This is a genomic window from Micromonospora sp. WMMA1976 (assembly GCF_027497335.1).
Classification (GTDB): Bacteria; Actinomycetota; Actinomycetes; order Mycobacteriales; family Micromonosporaceae; genus Micromonospora; species Micromonospora aurantiaca.
Genome location: NZ_CP114912.1, coordinates 4,659,099 through 4,678,538, shown reverse-complemented (window position 1 = coordinate 4,678,538; position 19,440 = coordinate 4,659,099). Strand labels below are relative to the sequence as shown.

General features: G+C 75.1%; 18 protein-coding genes and 1 riboswitch. Of the genes, 7 read left to right on the top strand and 11 right to left on the bottom strand.

Annotated features, from left to right (window positions below):
- Positions 1-218: 218 nt before the first annotated feature.
- From O7546_RS21365 to O7546_RS21350, 4 genes are read left to right on the top strand one after another with little or no spacing between them, the layout of a single operon-like run.
- A complete protein-coding gene (locus O7546_RS21365) occupies positions 219-1,910 on the top strand; it encodes a hypothetical protein (RefSeq protein WP_281599983.1) in 1,692 nt (563 codons plus the stop codon).
- Entirely contained in the window at positions 1,907-3,373 is a 1,467-nt protein-coding gene (locus O7546_RS21360; RefSeq protein WP_194802253.1) for an NADH-quinone oxidoreductase subunit NuoF family protein, read from the top strand. The genes O7546_RS21365 and O7546_RS21360 overlap by 4 nt, the downstream gene beginning before the upstream one ends.
- A gap of 15 nt (positions 3,374-3,388) precedes the next feature.
- The gene (locus tag O7546_RS21355) at positions 3,389-3,976 is read left to right on the top strand and encodes a redoxin family protein (RefSeq protein ID WP_194802252.1); all 588 of its coding nucleotides are present in this window, start codon (positions 3,389-3,391) and stop codon (positions 3,974-3,976) included.
- Positions 3,973-4,917 carry a cytochrome c biogenesis protein CcdA gene (locus O7546_RS21350; RefSeq protein ID WP_281599982.1) on the top strand — a complete coding sequence of 315 codons (945 nt, stop codon included), beginning with the start codon at positions 3,973-3,975 and terminating at the stop codon, positions 4,915-4,917. The genes O7546_RS21355 and O7546_RS21350 overlap by 4 nt, the downstream gene beginning before the upstream one ends.
- On the opposite strand, the gene serS is transcribed toward O7546_RS21350, so the two are convergent.
- The 5 genes from serS to O7546_RS21325 form a co-directional block, all read right to left on the bottom strand.
- Positions 4,904-6,187: a serine--tRNA ligase gene (gene serS / locus O7546_RS21345; protein ID WP_281599981.1), complete on the bottom strand. Its 1,284-nt coding sequence runs from the start codon at positions 6,185-6,187 to the stop codon at positions 4,904-4,906. The two genes, O7546_RS21350 and serS, sit on opposite strands and share 14 nt — an antisense overlap.
- A 428-nt stretch (positions 6,188-6,615) precedes the next feature.
- Positions 6,616-7,710: a MerR family transcriptional regulator gene (locus tag O7546_RS21340; protein ID WP_194802249.1), complete on the bottom strand. Its 1,095-nt coding sequence runs from the start codon at positions 7,708-7,710 to the stop codon at positions 6,616-6,618.
- A 31-nt stretch (positions 7,711-7,741) separates the two neighbouring features.
- The gene (locus tag O7546_RS21335) at positions 7,742-8,917 is read right to left on the bottom strand and encodes a saccharopine dehydrogenase NADP-binding domain-containing protein (RefSeq protein WP_281599980.1); all 1,176 of its coding nucleotides are present in this window, start codon (positions 8,915-8,917) and stop codon (positions 7,742-7,744) included.
- 31 nt (positions 8,918-8,948) lie between these two features.
- Positions 8,949-10,085: an alcohol dehydrogenase catalytic domain-containing protein gene (locus tag O7546_RS21330; protein ID WP_194802247.1), complete on the bottom strand. Its 1,137-nt coding sequence runs from the start codon at positions 10,083-10,085 to the stop codon at positions 8,949-8,951.
- Positions 10,082-10,525, bottom strand: a complete 444-nt coding sequence (locus O7546_RS21325) for a hypothetical protein (protein WP_269697431.1) — start codon at positions 10,523-10,525, stop codon at positions 10,082-10,084. Before O7546_RS21325 ends, O7546_RS21330 begins: the two co-directional genes overlap by 4 nt.
- Positions 10,526-10,677: 152 nt before the next feature.
- On the opposite strand from O7546_RS21325, the gene O7546_RS21320 reads away from it, so the two are divergent.
- The gene (locus O7546_RS21320) at positions 10,678-13,440 is read left to right on the top strand and encodes a LuxR C-terminal-related transcriptional regulator (RefSeq protein WP_194802245.1); all 2,763 of its coding nucleotides are present in this window, start codon (positions 10,678-10,680) and stop codon (positions 13,438-13,440) included.
- Between the two features lie 3 nt (positions 13,441-13,443).
- On the opposite strand, the gene O7546_RS21315 is transcribed toward O7546_RS21320, so the two are convergent.
- From O7546_RS21315 to O7546_RS21300, 4 genes are all read right to left on the bottom strand, one after another.
- The gene (locus O7546_RS21315) at positions 13,444-13,998 is read right to left on the bottom strand and encodes a DsbA family protein (RefSeq protein WP_269697430.1); all 555 of its coding nucleotides are present in this window, start codon (positions 13,996-13,998) and stop codon (positions 13,444-13,446) included.
- Positions 13,995-14,492, bottom strand: a complete 498-nt coding sequence (locus O7546_RS21310) for a redoxin domain-containing protein (RefSeq protein WP_269697429.1) — start codon at positions 14,490-14,492, stop codon at positions 13,995-13,997. The genes O7546_RS21315 and O7546_RS21310 overlap by 4 nt, the downstream gene beginning before the upstream one ends.
- A 59-nt stretch (positions 14,493-14,551) precedes the next feature.
- Entirely contained in the window at positions 14,552-15,226 is a 675-nt protein-coding gene (locus tag O7546_RS21305) for a BON domain-containing protein (protein WP_281599979.1), read from the bottom strand.
- A 159-nt stretch (positions 15,227-15,385) separates the two neighbouring features.
- The gene (locus tag O7546_RS21300) at positions 15,386-15,790 is read right to left on the bottom strand and encodes a hypothetical protein (protein WP_194802242.1); all 405 of its coding nucleotides are present in this window, start codon (positions 15,788-15,790) and stop codon (positions 15,386-15,388) included.
- A 419-nt stretch (positions 15,791-16,209) separates the two neighbouring features.
- Between O7546_RS21300 and O7546_RS21295 the strand changes: the two genes are divergently transcribed.
- Positions 16,210-16,569, top strand: coding sequence for an STAS domain-containing protein (locus O7546_RS21295; protein WP_013475611.1), 360 nt, complete (start codon positions 16,210-16,212; stop codon positions 16,567-16,569).
- 101 nt (positions 16,570-16,670) lie between these two features.
- On the top strand, positions 16,671-17,123 hold the full coding sequence (locus O7546_RS21290) for an SRPBCC family protein (protein WP_194802241.1): 453 nt from the start codon (positions 16,671-16,673) through the stop codon (positions 17,121-17,123).
- Positions 17,124-17,148: 25 nt separating this feature from the next.
- On the opposite strand, the gene O7546_RS21285 is transcribed toward O7546_RS21290, so the two are convergent.
- Both O7546_RS21285 and O7546_RS21280 read right to left on the bottom strand, forming a co-directional pair.
- Positions 17,149-18,225, bottom strand: a complete 1,077-nt coding sequence (locus tag O7546_RS21285) for a hypothetical protein (RefSeq protein WP_281599978.1) — start codon at positions 18,223-18,225, stop codon at positions 17,149-17,151.
- A gap of 4 nt (positions 18,226-18,229) precedes the next feature.
- Positions 18,230-18,360: riboswitch (cyclic di-AMP (ydaO/yuaA leader) on the bottom strand.
- Between the two features lie 144 nt (positions 18,361-18,504).
- Positions 18,505-19,419: a cation diffusion facilitator family transporter gene (locus O7546_RS21280; RefSeq protein ID WP_194802239.1), complete on the bottom strand. Its 915-nt coding sequence runs from the start codon at positions 19,417-19,419 to the stop codon at positions 18,505-18,507.
- Positions 19,420-19,440 lie beyond the last annotated feature (21 nt).

Below are 19,440 nucleotides of genomic sequence, written 5' to 3'. Positions count from 1 at the left end.
GGGGGATGCGGGGGAGTGGAGCCTGTATCAGTGCCGGCTTCTTGCAACCGGACTGAAATTTTGCGGCAAGGTTACGAGCCTGTTGCAAAGTCTGTCAACGCATGGGCATCCGTCGTTGCGTCAGGCGCTACACGCGCGTCCGGTCCGGACGGTTCGAGAAACCGGCCGAGAAATTCGCCACCGGAGGTGATCCGTCCGCGCCGTCCCTCCGTACCTGAGTGGGGAGCAGGGTCGGCCGGTGGGGGCGCCGCCGCGAGACGATCGAGGAGCAGATGGCCCGGGCACAGCAGAACGAGAAGGCGACGACCGTCCGGACCACCAGCACCAGCCGTGGTGCCCGGACGATGTCGAAGTCCGCGATGGTGGCGCTGACCGCCTCCGCGCTCGGCCTCGCGTGGGCGGGTGTGGAGCTGGCCGGCGCCGGCGGCGTCATGTACTCGTACGGATTCTTCTTCACCGAGTTCTTCGCCGGGGTGGTCGCCCTGGTCTCGCTCAGCATCACCGTGATGCTGGGCCTGCTCGCCACCGACCGCCTGGTGCTGCTCATCCGGCACCGCGTGCTGCTCCAGTCGGCACACCGCGCCACCGGCGTGCTCGGCGTGGCCGGGCTGGTCTTCCACGTCATCACCAAGGTCGCGATCGGCCGGGCCGGACCGACCGACGCGGTGGTGCCGTTCCTCAGCGGCAGCGGCCTCTACGTCGGACTGGGCACCGTCGCCGCGCTGCTGATGGTGGGCGTGCTCTGGACCGGGCTGGTCCGGGTCCGGTTCGCCGGCGTCGGTCCGAAGTGGTTCTGGCGCGGACTGCACTCGATGGCGTACGTGTCCTGGCCGTTCGCGCTCGTACACGGCCTCAACGCCGGCCGGCCCGCCGCCGGCTGGGTGGTGCTGAGCTACCTCGCCTGCGTGGTGCTCGTGGTGATGGCGTTGCTGGTGCGCGTCTCGGTCCACCTCGGCAAGCGCAGCCGCGAGCAGCACCAGGCCGTCGCGCTCAACAAGGCGATGGCCGGCAAGGGCGAGGAGCGTACCGGCGTGTTCGCCGCGCTCACCCGCAAGAAGGCCGCCGACAAGGAGGACAAGGGCGCCGGCCGGGGCCGCTGGGCCGAGGCGAGCGCCACCTGGACCGCCCCGGCCGGCACCGCCCGGCGGCGCGACCCGGAGCGGTTCGCCGTACCCGTGGTGCCGGAACCCGGGTCGCTGCGCGAACCGGTCCGCGCAGCAGCCGCCCGCCGCCGCGACGAGGAGCGCGAGCCCGTCGCCCGCGCCCGCGACGAGGAGGTGGCGCCGGCCCGCCGGACCGGCGGCGAACGGCCCCGCCGCCGTCGCCGCGACGACGAGGAACGCGTGACCCGCCGCTCCCGGACCGAGGAGCGGGTGAGCCGCCGCTCCCGCGACGACGAGGACCTGGTGGCCCGGTACTCCGCGCCGCCGGAGAGCGGCGGCCGGCACTCGGCGCCGCCGGACACCGGCGGCCGCCACTCCGCACCCCCGGACAGCGGCCGGTACGCCACCGCCGCCGAGGTGGCCCGCTACTCCGCGCCGCCGCGCGCCACCGACGAGCCGGAGGAGCCGTGGGACAGCCCGCGCCGCTGGGAGACCCGCACGGTCTCCGGTGAGCCGATCTCGGCCGGCCCCATCTCCGGCACCCCGGTCACGGCCGAACCGCTCAGCGGATCCGGCCGCCGCTACCGGGACGAGGAGGACGTGCCGGAGGAGCCGGACTACTGGCGCCCGCCGGCCCGCTACGCCGCCGACGAGGCGTTCGTCGACGACACCCCGACGCTCGTCGACCTCGCCTCCCGCCGGGCGATGCGCGCGGGCAAGGAGAGCCGGTCCAGCCGTCGCAAGCGGGCCGACGCGGACGCGGTCGACGGCGCGTACTGGGCCGGGCTGCGGGGTGAGGCGCGGTGACGCGTACGACCGTCCCGCCGGTCGCCTGTGTCGGCGAGCCCCGCCTGACCGCCGGGTTCGCCGAGTTCGGCCGGCTCGACCTGCTCGCCCACGAGGAGGTGCACGGCCCGATCGGCCCGATGGAACCGGCCGCGCTGCTGCGGCTCGCCGAAGCCATCGACCTCAAGGGCAAGGGCGGCGCGGGTTTCCCGTTCGCCCGCAAGCTGCGCGCCGTGCTGGAGTCCTGCGAGCGGCAGGACCTCGGCGCCGTGGTGGTGGTGAACGCCACCGAGGGGGAGCCGGCGAGCTGGAAGGACAAGGTGCTGCTCACCCGCGCCCCGCACCTCATCCTGGACGGCGCCGCGCTCGCCGCGTTCGCGCTCGACGCCGAGGAGATCGTGATCGGGGTCGCCGACGACGACGTGGGCCGGCCCTCGCTGACCGAGGCGCTGCGGGAACGGCGGATGCCGGTGCCCACCACGATCGTCACCGTGCCGCACCGGTTCATCTCCGGTGAGGGCGGCGCGCTCGTCAACGGCATCAACGGCCTGCCGCACATCCCGCCCGGCACGAAGAAGCGCTCCAGCGACTCCGGCGTCGGCGGGCTGCCCACGCTGCTGTCGAACGCCGAGACGTACTCCCAGCTCGCCGTCGCCGCCCGGATCGGCCCGTACGAGTACGCCGCGCTCGGCACCGACGACGAGCCGGGCACCGTGCTGCTCACCGTCACCGGGTCGGCGAAGCGTCCGGCCGTGGTGGAGTGCGCCGCCGGCACCCCGCTGCGCGAGATCCTCGACCTGTGCGAGGTGCCGCCCGGCCCGGGCATCCTGATGGGCGGCTACCACGGCAAGTGGATCACCGCGGCGGCCGCCGAGCGGGCCGAGGTGTCCCGCAAGGGGCTCACCGCCGTGGGTGGCACGCTCGGCGCCGGCATCATCGTGCCGCTCGGTGCCGACACCTGCCCGCTCGGCGAGGCCGCGCAGGTGGTGCGCTACCTCGCGGGCGAGTCCGCCGGGCAGTGCGGCCCGTGCAAGATGGGCCTGCCCGACCTGGCCCGCTCGGTCGACCTCGCGGTCTCCGGCAGCGCACCGGTCGAACTGGTCCGGGCCGCGGCCGGCGACGTCAAGGGACGCGGCGCGTGCAGCCACCCGGACGGCACCGCCCGGTTCGCACTGTCCGCGATGGAGGTGTTCGCCGACGACCTGCGGCTGCACGCCACCGGCGAGGGCTGCGGAAAACGGGTCAAGGGCATGATGGGCCTGCCCGGCGCGCCCGACGCCAACCCGCAGAAGCTCACCCTGGACTGGTCGCGCTGCGACGGTCACGGACTCTGCGCGCACGTGGTGCCGGACTTCATCCGGCTCGACGGCAACGGCTACCCGGCGTTCCCGCCCACCCCGGTGCCGACGTGGCTGCGTGAGGGCGCGCTCAAGGCGGTAAAGGTCTGTCCCGAACTCGCGCTCCGCCTCGTCCGGGCCGAGTAGAACCAGGAGCCGCCGATGCGTACCGCCGTTCGTGTCACAGCCGCCGCCCTGCTGGCCGCCACGCTCGCCGCCGTGACCGCCTGCGCCGCCGGGCCTGAGCCCGGCGCGCGGGACGCAGCGGTCGCCCCGGCGCCCCCGGCCGCCGCCTCCCCGTCCGGGTCGGCATCCGCACCGGCGTCCGCGTCACCGGCCGTGGTGCCGGCCGCGCTGTCGTTCACCGGCAAGACCCTCGACGGTACGGCGTTCGACGCCGCCGCCCTGGCCGGGCGGCCGGTAGTGCTCTGGTTCTGGGCGCCCTGGTGCGCCACCTGCGCCAGCCAGGCGTGGACGGTGGCCGAGATCGCCCCCGCCTACCGCGACACCGTCCCCATCGTCGGCGTCGCCGGACTCGGCGAGCAGAAGGCCATGAAGTCGTTCGTCAGCGAGTTCGACCTGGCCGGCACGACACAGATCGACGACCGGGCGGGCGCGCTGTGGCGCCGGTTCAAGGTGGCCGAGCAGAGCACGTTCGTCGTCCTGGACCGCACCGGCCGGGTCGTCCACCAGGGATTCCTGGACGGCGAGGCGTTGACCCGGCAGGTCGAGACGCTGGCCCGGGGATGACCGGCGCGCTGCTGCTCGCCCTGACCGCGGGCATGCTCGGCGCGGTCAACCCGTGCGGCTTCGCGATGCTGCCCGCGTACCTGTCGTTGCTGGTGGCCGGCCCCGACGGCGGGCGCGGCACGGTCGGCCGCGCGCTCACCGCGACGGCCGGGCTCACTCTCGGGTACGTGCTGGTGTTCGGCGCGTTCGGGCTGGCCCTGGCACCGGCGGCGGACTGGCTGCGGCCCCGGTTGCCGTGGCTGACGCTGACGCTCGGCGTGCTGCTGGCACTGGCCGGATGCTGGCTGCTCACCGGCCGGCGGCTGCCCGCGCCGCGCCCGTTGCGCGTCGCGCCCCGGCTCACCCGCACCTGGCCGTCCACGGTGCTCTTCGGTGCGGCGTACGCGCTCACGTCGCTGACCTGCGCGATCGCGCCGTTCCTGGCGATCGTGGTGACCAGCCTGCGGGCCGGGTCGCCGCTGCGCGGGCTGGCGCTGTTCGGGGCGTACGCGCTGGGGATGGCGCTCGTGGTCGGCGTGGCCGCGCTCGCCGTGGCGCTGCTGCGCGGCCGGGTCGTGGCGCTGCTGCGCGGCGCGGGCGCGTGGGTGCCGCGGCTGAGCGGCCTGGTGCTGCTGGTCGCGGGCGGCTACGTCGCCTGGTACGGCTGGTACGAGGTACGCCTCGCCCAGGGCCGCTACGACGCCTTCACCGACCCGGTCATCCGCACCGCCGCCCGCATCCAGCAGTCGTTGGTGAGCGCCGTCGACACGCTGGGCCCCGCCGTCCTCGCGGCGCTGCTCCTGCTCCTCCTCGCCGCCCTCACCCGCCCCCGCCCCCGCCCTCGCTCCCGCGATCTTGCAGTTGGCGCCCGGGCAGAAGGGGTGAAGCGGACTTCTCGCGGGCCGGAAGAGCAAGATCGCGGGGGAGCGGCGGGGGCGGGGGAGCGGGTCAGCGCGGGGTGAGGCGGTCGGTGCCGAGCTTGTCGCGGAGGACCTCCGGGACCACCACCGAGCCGTCGGGCTGCTGGCACTGCTCCAGGATGGCCGGGAACAGGCGGCTGGTGGCCAGCGCCGAACCGTTGAGCGTGTGCACGAAACGGGTCTGCTTCGCGCCCGGCTCGCGGTAGCGGATCGCCGCCCGGCGCGCCTGGTAGTCGCCGGCCCAGGAGACCGACGACACCTCCTTGTACTTGCCGGTGCTCGGCATCCACACCTCGACGTCGAGCGTCTTCTTCATCGAGGCGCTCGCGTCACCGGCGGCGAGCAGGCTGGTCTGGAAGTGCAGACCGAGCTTGCCGACCAGGCCCTCGACGTGCCCGACCATCGCCTCCAGCGCCTCGCCCGCCTGCTCCGGCAGCGTGAACTGGAAGATCTCCACCTTGTTGAACTGGTGGCCGCGTACGGTGCCCCGCTCGTCGGAGTGCGAACCGGCCGCCTCGCGCCGGTAGCACGGCGTGTACGCGAACGCCTTCAACGGCAGCTTCGGCGTCTCCAGGATCTCGTCCTGGTACGCGCCGAGGATCGCCGTCTCCGCCGTGGGCAGCAGGAACTGGCCGCGCGAGGACGACTGCTTGTCGATGTGGTAGACGTCGTCGTGGAACTTCGGGAACTGCCCGGCGGCGAAACCGGCGCTGTCCAGCAGCAGGTGCGGCGGGAGCAGGAACTCGTAGCCGGCCTGGATGTTCTGCTCGATCAACCAGTTCACCAGCGCCCACTCCAGCCGGGCGCCGAGACCGGTGTACATCCAGAAGCCCGAGCCGCCGAGCTTCACGCCCCGCTCGTGGTCGACCAGGCCGAGCGCACGGCTCAGCTCCACGTGGTCGCGTACCTTCTCGATGGCCGGCGCCGCACCGAACGTCCGCACCACCCGGTTGGCCTCCTTGCCCCCGGCGACCACGTCGTCGGCGGGCAGGTTGGGCAGCTCGCTCATCGCCGAGCGGAGCCGGGACTGCACCTCGTCGAGCTGGGACTCCAGCTCCGCGAGCTGCTTGCGCTCGGCCTCCGGGGCGACCGGCTGCGGCGTGCCGCCGGACCGTTTCGCCTCCGCGTACGCGCGCGCCTCGGCCTTGCGGCGCTGCCGCTCGGCGTCGATCTCCGTGATCAGGGCGCGTCGTTCCTGGTCGAGCCGCTGGATGTCGTCCAGCGCCCGGGTGACCTCGGCGGGATCCAGACGCTTCGCCAGCGCGGTCGCCACCGCCTCGCGATCCTTCCGGATCAACTCCATGTCGAGCATGCTGCTCGTACGCCTCCGTCCAGGCAGTCAGGTGGGACCTCCAGATGCTACCGTCGCGCCCCCGCCGCCCTGGCCCGGCCCGCGCAGCCCGCCGCCGCGAGGCCCTTTCCGGTGACGGTGTGTGGTGGTTCAGCCGTCGACGGGGCGTGCTCACGTTCCGTGATGGTGCTCCGGTGCCCGTGCGGCCTCGCTGCGGATCGCCAGCCCGCTGACCTGGTCAACCTCGCGGCTCCGCTCTCCGGCGGACATGCCTCTCCGGCGACTTTGCTCTGCAGCCACCGACGCGGCGTTCGACGGAGCGTCAGCGTCGCGCGGATGGCTGCAGAGCAAAGTGCGCAAGGGGTGAAGCACGCGGGAGGGCAGCGGCGTCACGCACGGTCACGGATCGCTGTCGCTATGCGGGTGCCGGCACCGGTGAGCGCGCACCGTCAGAGGCGTACCGGCATCAGGACCGAGAAGGCGTGCGCGTCGTCGGGCCGCCGCACGGCCAGCGGGGCGATCGGGCCGTCCAGCTCCAGCACGAGCTGGCCGTCGCCGGACCCCAGGGCGTCCAGCAGGTACTCCCGGTTGACCGCCACGCGAAGCGCATCCGCGCCGCCGCCCGCGCCGTTCGGGTCGACCAGGCGCAGCTCGCCGCGGCCGTCCAGACCGAGCGCCACCACCTCGTGCTCGGCGCCCTCGTGCGCGCGGTGACAGACCGGGACGCCGTCGGCGGTGAGCGCCGCCCGCAGCGCCGCGCCGTCGAACGGGATCCGGTACGCGGGTACGTCGCCGAGCTGCGCCCGCAGCAGCCGCCGGTAGTCGGGGAAGTCGTACGGCAGCGGCACCGCGGTGAGCGGCCGGCCCGCCACCGTGACGGTCACCCGGTCGGTGGCGACGACGACGTCGGCGGATTCGGCGCCGTCGGCGTCCAGCAGCGCGCGGAGGTCGTCCACAAATGCGACCGGCAGCAGCGCGCTCACCGGCGGGCCGTCGACGGTGCCGCCGACCCGGGCCACTGCCAGCCGGTGCCGGTCGGTGGCGACCAGCCGGACACCGTCCGGCTCGACCTCTACGAGCACGCCGGACAGGACCGGCAGGCCGGGGTCGGCGCCGACGGCGAAGCGTACGGCGTCCACGGCGGCGGCGAGGTCGGTGCGGGACAGCACGAGGCGGGTGGTCACGATGGTCTCCTCCGGGTCGATCAGGCTACGGATCCGGGAGAGTTCGCGACGCGCGTCGGCCAGGCCGTCCTCCAGGCGGCGCAGGTGCGCGTCCAGCAGCCGGTGCACCTCGGCCGGCCGGTGCCGGTTCCGCAGCGCCTCGGCGATGCCAGTCAGCGGCATCCCGACCCGGCGCAGCCCGGCCACCAGGCGGGCCGGGCCCACCTGCTCCTCGGTGTACCAGCGGTAGCCGGTCACCGGGTCCACCCGGGCGGGGGCCAGCACCCCGGAACGGTCGTAGAACCGCAGTGCGCTGACCGTCAACCCGCTGGCCCGGGCCAGTTCGCCGATGCTGCGAAGCTCGCTCTCCACAGCCGTCATCCTGTGACCTCAAGCGGGTCGAGGGTCAACCTCACGCCGGCAGCGTGCGGAACGTGATGCCCGCTCGTACCAGCCGGTCCAGCAGCGCGTCACCCATAGCCGCAACCGGCGTGACCTGCCCGGCGGTCTCCGGCAGGTCGTCGAAGGCCAGGCAGAGTGCCGACTCGGCCAGCATCTTGGCCGTCTCGTCGTAACCCGGGTCGCCGCCGGCCACCTCGGTCACCACCCGCCGGCCGCCGCCGGTGCCCACGAACCGCACCCGGAACCACGACCTGGCCCGCTGCTCGGCGGTCGGCCCCTGCCCGGAGGCGAGCCGCCCGAGCAGCCACCGCCGCGTCGGCGCCACCTTCACCAGCCCCACCACACCGGCCAGCCCGACGCCCGCGACCAGCACCGTGGGCAGCCGCTTCATCGCCGCGAAGTGCCGGTAGCGGAAGTCCGGGCCGTACTCCGGGCGGGCCGCCGCGGATCGGCGGACCACCTGCGGGTCGATGGTGGGCAGCGGCACCGCCCACTGGCCGAACTCGCGTACCCGGCCGACCTTGCCCGGGACCGCGCGGACCCGGCGTCCCTCCGGGCCGGGCTCCATCGCCCGGCGGGCCCGCGCCGCGCGGCTCATCTCACCGGTACGGGAGAACGCGGTGAGCGCCGAGTGGTACGTCCCGGCGGAGAACCGGCCACCGGCCCGGACGTACCCGTCCACGGCGATCGGCCCGTCGGCCGGCAGTTGCTTGACCGTGTACCAGACGCCCAGGTCGTGCGGGATCGAGTCGAAGCCGCAGGCATGCACCAGGCGTGCCCCGGTGCGCACCGCCTCGGCGTGGTGCCGCACGTACATCCGGTCCACGAACTCCGGCTCGCCGGTGATGTCGAGGTAGTCGGTGCCGGCCGCGGCGCATGCGGCGACCAGCGGCTCGCCGTGGTGCACGTACGGGCCGACGGTCGTGGCGACCACCCGGGCGCTCTGCGCCACCGCGCGCAGCGACGCCGGGTCGGTCACGTCGGCGGTGAGCAGCGGCAGCTCGGCCAGGGCCGGGTCGATCGCGGCCAGCCGGTCCCGTACCGCTGCGAGCTTGTCCGGGTTACGCCCGGCGAGGGCCCAGCGCAGCCGGTCCGGCGCGTGCCGGGCCAGGTATCCGGCGGTCAGCCCGCCGGTGAAGCCGGTGGCGCCGAACAGGACGAGGTCGTACGGACGGTCTGCGCGCATCCGCCGAGTGTGCCATCCACGGCGCTCACCTTCACGGTGTGAAGACCACCCGGACGCAGCCGTCGGCCCGGTCCCGGAACAACGCGTACCCCTCGGCGCCGCGCTCCAGCGGCATCCGGTGCGTGGCCAGGTGCTCGGTGACCAGCTCGTCGCGGGCCATCCGTTCCAGCAGCGCCGGGATCGCGGCACCGCCCCGGCGCCGGGCGGCGCGGACGGTGAGCCCCTTGTCGGCGAACGCGCCGAGCGGGACCCGGTCCACGAAACCGGGCCGGGCGCCGAGCACCACCACCACGCCGCCCTTACGGCAGGCGTGCACCGCGTCGCGCAGCGCCGCCCCGCCGTCCGGCTCGGCCACCGGCCACCGGCCCGGCGCGGCCGGCACCCCGGAGGCGTCGACGCACACGTCCGGGCCCCGGCCGCCGCTGCGTTCGCGCAGCTCGGCGAGCACGTCCACGTACCTGTGGTTGAGCGCCTCCACGCCGTCGTGCCCGGTGACCATCCGCAGCCGGTCGTCCCGGTCGTCGACCACCACCACCCGGTCCGCGCCCCGGGCCACCGCCGCGTCGGCGGTGAGCTGACCGACCGCGCCCGCACCCCACACCGCCACCACGTCGCCGGGGGCGACCTCGCCCAGCTCGGCGCCGTACCAGCCGGCCGGCGCGGCGTCGGCGGCGAACACCGCCCGCTCGTCGCTCACCGACTCCGGCACGGCGAACGCGCCCACATCGGCGTACGGCACCCGCACGTACTCGGCGTGACCACCGGGGAAGCCGCCCAGCCGGGCCGGGCGGCCGTAACCCCCGGCGGGCGGCTGCCCCCACTCCGGCTCGGCCGCCACGCCGCTCGTACCGTTGTCGCAGCACGCCGGCAGCCCCTGCCGGCAGAACCAGCACGCACCGCAGGCGACCGCCGCGCCCACCACCACCCGGTCGGCGACCCGGTGCCGGCGTACCTCCGGCCCGACCTCGACCACGTCGCCGAGGAACTCGCGTCCGAGCACCTCTCCGGCGGACGCCTCGGGCACCTGCCCATCGAGAAGCGGCAGGTCCGCGCCGCACGTCGTGCTGCGCCGGACCCGGACGATCATGTCCTGGGCGTTGCGCAGCTCCGGATCCGGGACGCGGCGCACCTCCACCAGGCCGGTACCGGCCCAGCACAGCGCCCTCACGTCGCGCTCCCCGGCCGGTCCAGCGGCGAACGGTCCGCCCGCAGCACCTCGCCGGTCTCCAGCAGTTGCTTGGTCTGCCGCAGCACGTGGCGCAGGAACCGGCCCGGGTCGTCGCCGACCAGGTGGGCGGCGAACCCCGGGAGCGTGCACTCCCCGCCCAGCGGGCGGACCGCCAGCTCCGTACCGCGCCCGCCGGGAGCCGGACGGGCCCACAGCTCGACCGCGCCTTCGAGGCGGCGCAGCGGCTCGGGCCACCGCCCGGCCGGGAGCACCTGCTCGGGCGCCCCGGCGATCGTCACCACCTGCCACCGGCCCGGCCGTGGATCGGCGCCGGACCGCCGTACCCGGCGGCGGGCCAGCACCCGCGCGCCCGCCGGAGCCAGCACCCGTGCCCCCGCCAGCGCCAGCGCGCCCGCCGCGAGCCGTCTGCTCCGCGCCACCTGACCTCCCGCCGTCCCGAGGGCGCCGACACCCGGCCGCCGCTCCGCGTGCCTACAGGGTGCGCGGCGCCCGGGTGAGCGGGGTTCGCCCGGAAGGGGTGAACCGGCGCGGTGCGGGTAACCGCTGCCCGCACCGACGGGGGGAGGGACGCATGCCGGAGGAGGCAGACCAGGTCGTCACCGCACCGAGCGGCACAAGCGACATCACCGGTACGCCCGATCTGCTCACCACCGGCCTCGATTCGCCCGATGTCGCCGGTGGTGCGCTGCCGGGTGGCCCGCCGCTGCTGGCGTCCCGGTTGACGCCGCCCGTGCCGCCGGAGCCGGTCCTGCTGCGTCCGCGGCTGCTCGACCGGCTGGAACAGGGCGCGTCCGGCCCGGTGACGCTCGTCTGCGCGCCGGCCGGCTGGGGCAAGACGACGCTGCTGTCGACGTGGGCGCAGGGGGAGCGGGCCGGGCCGGCCCCGGCCTGGGTGACGGTGGCCGAGGGGGAGACCACCCGGCGGCTCTGGGGCTACCTCGCGGCGGCCCTGCGCACCGCCGCCGCCGACGACCCGGACGACGGGCCGCCGCCGGTGCCGGACGGGCCGCCCCGGCCCGAGCAGCTCGAAACGCTCGCCGCCGCGCTCGCCGCCCGGGAGCGGCCCGTGCTGCTGGTCCTGGACGACCTGCACCGGGTCACCGACCCGGCCGCCCTGACCGGGCTGGAGTTCCTGCTCCGGCACTCCGACGGCCGGTTGCGGCTGGTGGCCGGCGGGCGTGGCGAACCACCGCTGGCGCTGCACCGCTGGCGGCTGGCCGGTGAGCTGACCGTGATCGGCGCCGACGACCTGGCGTTCACCGCCGACGAGGTGGCCGACCTGCTCGTCGCGCACGGCGTGGCCGTACCCGCCCCGGCCGTGGCCCGCCTGGCCGAGCGCACCACCGGCTGGCCGGCCGGGCTGCGCTTCGCCGCGCTCGCGCTCGGCGACGCCGCCGACCCGGCCCGCGCGGTGGAACGGTTCGCCGGTGACCAGCCGGACGTCGCCGCGTACCTGCGGGACGAGGTGCTGGCCCCGCTGGAACCGGCGACCCGCGACGTCCTGCGCCGGGTGGCGGTGGCCGTCGCGGTCCACGCCGACCTGGCCGCCGCGCTGACCGGGCGGCCCGACGCCGGGCACCTGCTCGCCGAGGCGGCCCGGGAGGGCGGTTTCCTGCACCGGGACGGCGGCAGCCCGCAGTGGTACCGGCCGCACCCGCTGCTGGCCGACGTGTTGCGCGACGAGCTGGACCGGCTGCCCGCCGACGAGGTGCGGGAGCTGCACCGGCGCGCCGCCGGGTGGTACGGCACCCATGACCGTCCGGCCGAGGCACTGCGGCACGCGCTTCTCGCCGGTGCGTGGGCCGACGCCACCGACCTGCTCGTCACCCGCTGGCCCGAGCTGGCACCGGACGAACCGGCCGCCGTACCCGCCCCACCCGAGCCGCCCGCCGAGGCGATCCGCCGGGATCCGGAGCTGGCGCTGGCCGCCGCCGCCGAGCGGGCGTACGCCGGGGATCGGGCCGCCGCCGACGTGCAGCTGCGGCGTGCGCTGGCCGCCGCCGCCGACCTGCCCGCGCCGCGCCGCGACCGGTTCGGCCGGCTGGCCGCCGCCGTGGAGCTGAGCCTCGCCCGGCTCGGCGGCGACCACGAGGAGGTACGCCGGGCCGCCGACCGCCTGCTCGCCACTGCGTCCGGCCCGCCCGCCGACGCGGGAGCCGATCCGCGCGCCGGGGCGGCCGAGCGGGACGACGTGCGCGCGGTGGCCGGTGCCGCGCACGGGCTGGCCGCGCTGGCCGAGGGGGAGCTGTCCACCGCCCGGGACCGGTTCGCCACGGCGCGGGAGGCGGCGCGGCGGGCCGGGCGGCCGCGTACCGAACTGCTCTGCGTCAGCCGCTCGGCGCTGCTGGAGGCGGCCCGGGGCGCGCTGCGGGCCGCCGAGGAACTGGCCCGGGAGGCGCTGGCGATGCCGCCGTGTCAGGGCTGGTCGTCCCGGTCCGACTGCGGTTACGCGTACCTGGCGCTGGCGATCGTGGACTGGCAGCGGGACCGGCCGGCGGAGGCCACGGCCCACCTGGCGCTCGCCGGGCCGGCCGGCGCGGAGCCGGGCGGCGCGGCGCTCACCGCGCTGTGCCGGGCCGGGCTGCTCGCCGACGGCGGGGATCCGGGCGGCGCGCTGCGCACGCTCGCCGAGGCGCGGACCGCCGCGCCCGGCCCGCAGCTGGGCGCGTGGCTCGCCGCCGACGAGGCACAGGTACGCGCCGTCGTCGGTGACGTCGACGGCGCCCGGTCGCTGCTCGACGCGGCGGGCGACGGGCCGGCGCCGGCGCTGGCGGACGCCCGGCTGCGGTTGCGCGCCGGTGACGCCCGTGCGGCCGAGCGGGCCCTGCCCGACTGGACCGGGCCCGGCGCGGCGGACTGGCCGCTGCCGGTGCGGCTGGGCGCCGGGTTGCTCGACGCGGCGCTCGCCGACGCCTCCGGTGACTCCCGGCGCGCCGGGCGGCTGCTGGAGGAGGTGCTGGCGCTCGCCGAGCCGGACGGCTTCCGGCGCGTCTTCACCCGCGCCGACCCGGGGGTACGGGATCTGCTCGCCGCGCGCCTGGATTCCGGCACCGCGTACTGGGCCACGGTGAGCGAGCTGGTGCGCGGCGTGGACGCGCAACCGGTGGCCGCGACCGCCGACGGTCCGGCCCGGACGCTCGACGAGCCGCTCACCGAGCGGGAGCTGACCATCCTGCGCTATCTCCAGAGCATCCTGTCCAACGTGGAGATCGCCGCCGAGCTGTCCCTGTCGGTGAACACGGTGAAGACGCACGTGCGCAACATCTACCGCAAGCTCGACGCGACCCGCCGGCGTGACGCCGTCCGGCGGGCGCGCGAGCTGCGGCTGATCTGACTGTCAGCCGTCGTCGGTGGCGGCGTCCACCACCGCCAGCAGTTCGGCCAGGTCGTAGCCGCCGTCGTGCCGGACGTCGTTGACGAACAACGTCGGCGTGCCGTTGACGCCGCTGCGGATGCCGCCGACGAAGTCCTGCCGGACCCGGTCGGCGTACTCCTGCCGGCCGACCTCCGCGGCGATCTCCTCCGGCGACAGGCCGATCTGCTCGACGCCCAGCGACAGGTGCACCGGGTCGAGCTGGTCCTGGTGCTGGTAGAGCCAGTCGTACATGTCCCAGAACCGGCCCCGGGCGGCGGCGGCCTCGGCGGTCTCCGCGGCGCTCTCCGCGTACGGGTGGACGTTGGTGATCGGGAAGTGCCGGTACGCCAGCCGGACCGTGTCGGCCCGCTGGCGCAGCACCTCGGCCAGGTTCGGGTACGCGGCGCCGCAGAACCGGCACTGGAAGTCGCCGTACTCGACGATGGTGACCGGCGCGTCCACCGGCCCGCGGACATGGTCGCGGTCGGTCACCGGGATCCGCAGCCGCGCGGTGGTGACCTGAAGTGGCGTGGTCATCGGGCACTCACCCGCCGATCCGCGTCCAGCCGTGCCAGCGCGTCGAGGATGCCGTCCACACCCGGGTTGACCTCGGGCGGGGACAGGTGGCTCCAGGCCACCCGGCCGTCCGGGCCGATCACCACGAGCGCCCGGTCCGACTGCCCGTGCGGCGCGTACGCGCCGTACCGGCGTGACACCTCACCCTTGGGCTCGAAGTCGGCGAGCAGCGGGAACCGGATGCCCCGGCTCTCGGCGAACGCCCGGTGCGAGTCGACGCTGTCCACCGAGATGCCCAGCAGCACCGCGTCGTACCGCTCCAGCTCGGGCAGGGCGGCCTGGTACAGGGTCATCTGCTCGCCGCACACAGGTGACCAGTCCGCGGGGTAGAACGCCAGCACCACGGGACGGCCCCGGAACTGCCCGGGGCCCACCTCGCGTCCGTCCGGCGCCGCCGGCAGCGTGAACCCTGGCGCGTCCGTGCCCGGTGTGATCAGCCCGTTCGGATCACTCATGCCGCCCACGATGCCCGCGGCCCGGGTGAGGCGGGCTCACCCGGGCGGGGTGGTTCCCGTCAGCGCACGGCGAGGTGGTTGCGCACCTCCCGGATGCCTGGTGCGTTCCACACCACCCGCTCGATCTCCTCGCGTTCGCCGGGCGAGTGGACCCGCCCGTCCAGCAGCACCGTGTCGCCGTGCACCCGCACGTCGACCTCCTCGGCCTCGGTGGCGCGGTTGCGGGCCAGCGCGTCCACGATCCGCTCGGCCAGGTCACCGCCGTCGGCGCGCACCGCGGGGCGTACCGCGATGCCGTTGCTCACCCCGCACACGCCGGTGAGCCGGGCGACCGAGCGTTCGGCGGCCCGCCGCTGGTACTCCCACTCGACCTCGCCGTGCAGCGTGACCCAGCCGTCGGCCACCGTCGCCTGCAACGCCTCGATCGGCACGAACGCGTCCCACTCCAGCGCCCGTACGGCCGCGACGGCGATCTCCGGGTCCTCCCGCCCGGCCGCGGTGTCGATCCGGACGGCGAGGTCGTTGGCGACCGCGCGGACCCGGGCGACCCGGTGCGCGGCCCGCTCGGCGGCCCACTTCTTGGCGTAGCTGTCGACCCGGCCGGTGAGCGTCACCACGCCCTCGGTGACGGTCACCCCGATCTCGTCCGCGCCGACCCGCGGTTCCCAGGTCAGCTCGTCGAGCACGGCGGACTGGATGTCCCGGTCGGTACGGGTGATCGTGTCGGTGGTCATCCGGCTCTCCCTCCCGTCGATCGCGGCACGGGCACGTGGTCCCGCACCCGCGATCCTGCGCGCGTCCCGGGTGAGCGGCCCTCGCCCGGTCCGGGTGAGGCAGCACGACGGCCGCCCCGGAACCTCCCGGGGCGGCCGTCGTCGAGTCGTACGGGCGGGTCAGCCGTCCAGGCCGGCGGGCGAGTTCGGCCGGTCCACGTCCACGAACTCGATCTCCTCGGCGGCGCGGTCCCGGCTGCCGGCAGCGCGCGCCGCGGTGCCGGCGGCCCAGCCGATCGCCGCGCCGGTGAGCGCCGCCGCGATCAGCAGCGTCCAGGGCAGGGCGGGCCGGCGGCCGGCGAGCGCGTCGAACGCGAGGGACGCCCGGCGGCGTGCCTCGTCGGCGGCGGAACCGACCAGGTCGGTGGCGTCGTCGGCCAGGCCGGAGGAGCTGCGGCGGGCGGTCCGGGTGGCGTCGCGCACGCTGTCACCGGCGGAACCGACGGCGGAGAGCAGGTTCTGCCACGCCTGGTCGGCGACCCGCTCGGCCTTGCCCCGGCGGTCCAGCAGGTTGGATCCGAACATCGTTCTACCTCCTCGGGTGCCGAAGGCCGGCGGCCACTTCGGACTCCGGTGTCCATCCGGCGGGTTCACTGTCTCGGGCAGTGCCCCACCGGCGCACGCGGCAAACCCACGGGGTGGTGCCGGGCCGTGAGCAGCGAACGGGACGAACCACCCGAACGCGCCGGGACCGGTGCCGACGGGACGTGCGTGCGCCAGCTACCCTGGTCGGCGGATCGGCGGGCCCGCCCGGTCGCACGGTTGGCCGCGGCCCGCCGTACAGGGGAAACTGGAACCCGGAGGTCCGGATTGGGTACGCCCAGGTGTGCCCAGTTCGCGAATTGCTCATCCCGGGGGGTGGCGACCGGGCCGTTGGAGGAATACTCTCGGTCGCGGCCCGCGTACTGATGAGGCGCCCGTCATGGGCGAGTGGAGGTGCTCGCGTGAGCCTGTCGATCGTGAAGTCGGTGCGGCCGGGTGGTGTCGTCCAGATCGCGCCCCGTGGGGAGATCGACGTCGACACCGCGTACGAGGTGCGGGAAGCGATCGCCGAGGTGCTCGCGAAGGGCCGTCCCGCGCGGATCGAGCTGAACATGCGGCTCGTCACGTTCATCGACTCGGTCGGTATCAGCGCCATGGTCGCGGGTTTCCAGACCTGCGAGGTCAGCGGCGTCAAGCTCGTGGTCACCGAGCCGAGCCGGTTCGTGCACCGGCAGCTCTGGGTGACCGGCCTGCTCGGCCTGTTCGGCGCGCCCGAGCCGTGGTTCGCCGACGACACCCCCGAGGTGCTGCCCGGCGCCTGAGCGCCGTTCACACCCCCTGCGGCCAGGGGACCTTCTACCCGTTGCCAGTCCGGCGTCGGTACGGGACGATCGTCGCGACGCACGACGGCGAGGGGGCCCGCTTGCAGAGCAGCGACAGCTTCAGCTACACCGTGCAGGCCCGGTGCACCCGGGCCGAAGCGGTGGCCCTGCTGGGTGACCTGAGTCGCCAGGGTGAGCTGCATCCGCTGATCGTCCGGGTCCGGAAGCTGCCGGCCCGGCCGGGCGCGCTGGCCAGCTATGCGATCACCGACCGGCTGCAACTCGGCCCGCTGCACTTCCCGGTCACGTACCAGGCGGACGTGCTCGTCGCGGGCGAGGACGAGGTCGTCACCGTGGCGCGGCAGCAACCCGCGACGACCGTCCGCAACCACACCCGCCTGCGCGACGAGCCGGACGGCACGGTACGCATCGACGTGGAGATCACGCTCACCGCGCCGGCGCCGCTGTTCGGGTACGCGTTCCGCCAGGCCCGGGCGGCTCACCTTGGCCTGGCGGCTCGCCTCGGCGCGACCCTGGAGGGCCGGCCGGTCTGATCCGGCCGACCCTGCAGGGGCGTGCTCAGTACACCGACAGGTGCACGTGGTTGGTGTGGTCGCTGGACGGGTCGCCGTTGCCGCCGCTGTACGACTTCCACCCGCTGCTGGGCAGCCAGATCTGCTTGAACCAGATCACGTAGAGCACGGCGAGCGGGTCGGCGTTGCGCACGAAGTACGCGGCCAGGTTGTTGCCGTACGTCCGGTCACCGCCGGTGGCCACGCCGCCGAAGCCGCTCTTCTGCGCGGCGAAGTCGCAGGCCCGCCCCTTCGGATGCTCACCCGAGCCGCTCGGCCGGTGGCACGAGACGTACCTGGTGAAGCCGGCCGCCTTCGCCTGTTGCAGCGCGTGCAGCGTGCGCGGCGTGATGCAGCCGTTCGCCGGCGTCGGGTCGTTGACGCTGCACGACTCCGACGGCCAGGAGCCGTCCGAGTTGCGCGGCGCCGGCTTCGCGTTCTTGCTGGAGGTGCCCTGGACGCTGCCGCCGCCGCTGCTGCTGCGCGACGCGCGGTCGTTCGCCACCTCCAGGGCGCGCTCGGCCTGTTCCTTGCGCTTGGCCATCACCGTCACCTGCTTGCGCTGCTCGAGGATCTCCCCGTCGAGCTGGGCGCGGGTGCGGGTGGCCTCGTCGCGGGTGGCGATCAGGTCGCGCAGCGTGCGGTCCTCGTGCGCGGCGACCTGTTCCAGGGCGGCGGCCCGGTCCATGAAGCCCTCCGGGCTGCTGCTGCCGAGCAGCGCCCCGGCGGTGCCCAGGCGGCCGTTGCGGTACGCCACGACGGCGATCTCGCCGACCTTGGCGTCGCGGACGGCAAGCTCGGCGCCGACCGTCTTGAGCTGGTCGTTGAGCTGTTTCTGGCGGGTCACCGACCGGTTCAGCGCGGCCTTCGCCTCCAGCCAGCCCTTGCTGGCCGCGTCGAGCTGGGCGCGCAGTTCCGGCGTGCCGCCCTCGTCGTTGCCGCCGGGCGCGGCAGCGAGCAGGCCGGTCGCCGGCGCCGCGGAGGCGGGGGAGACCGGAACGGTCGCGACGCCGAGGGTCAGCGTCGCGACGAGCAGGGCCGCCAACCGGGCGGCCGTCCGTCGTACAGGTGCCACTGGGGGCATTCACACGTCCTTCCGTCAACGCCGACCGGGTTAGCTGACGGGTTCGGGACGGAAGATCCCTACCGCTGACGCGGATGCACCCCACGTACGTGGTTCCCCGGCTCGTCCCTGCGGACGATTAGGCGACGGCCGCCCCACCGGGGCCGGGTGGCGTCCGCGGGTGCGGCCGCGACCGAGACTACCGGCGCTGCCCGGGCGCGGCTCCGTCGAGCAACGCCACTAGGCGGGGCAAAACCGGCATAAGACTACATTAGTCCCAGTGATTTAAGTGTGTCCTAATCACCACTCGGTCTTGCCGCACACTCCGGCCGACGCTCCGGGTTCGACCTGCAACGTGGCGTGATCGATGGAGAAGTCCTCGTGCAGGGCGGCCCGCGCGGCGGCCAGCACCCCGGCCGGGTCCGCGCCCGGGTCGGTGGTCAGGTGCGCCGAGGCCACCTCCATGCCCGAGGTGAGGGTCCAGACGTGCAGGTCGTGCACCTCGGCCACGCCCGGTACGGCGGCCAGCCGGTCGTGCACGGCGGTGACCTGGAGGTGCTCCGGCGCGGCCTGCACCAGGATGCGCAGCGCGGCCCGGCCGAGCCGCCAGGTGCGCGGCAGGATGAACACGCCGATGCCGACGGCGACGAGTGGGTCGGCCCACCACCAGTCGGTGACCGCGATGACCAGCGCGGCGGCGATCACGCCGAGCGAGCCGAGCAGGTCGCCGAGCACCTCCAGGTACGCCCCGCGCAGGTTGATGCTCTCCTTCGACCCGGCGCGCAGCAGCGCGAACGCGACGATGTTGGCGAGCAGGCCGAGTACCGCCACCACGAGCATCGGTCCGGCCAGCACCTCCGGCGGCTCGCCGAACCGGCGTACCGCCTCGACCAGGACGTAGATGGCGACGGCACCGAGCAGGACGGCGTTGGCGAGGGCGGCGAGCACCTCCAGCCGGTAGAGCCCGAACGTGCGCTGCGGGTCGGTGCCGGCCCGGCGGGTGGCGGTGATCGCCGCGAGGGCCATGCCGATGCCGAGGACGTCGGTGAACATGTGCCCGGCGTCGGAGAGCAGCGCCAGCGAGCCGGTGGTGAAGGCGGCCACCGCCTCGACCACCATCAGGGCGGCGAGCAGCGCGAACGCGGCCCAGAGGCGGCCTGCGTGGCGGTGTGCCGCATTGGCCACCGCGCCGCTGTGGTCATGACCTGCGCCCACGCCAACACCCTCCCTGCCGCG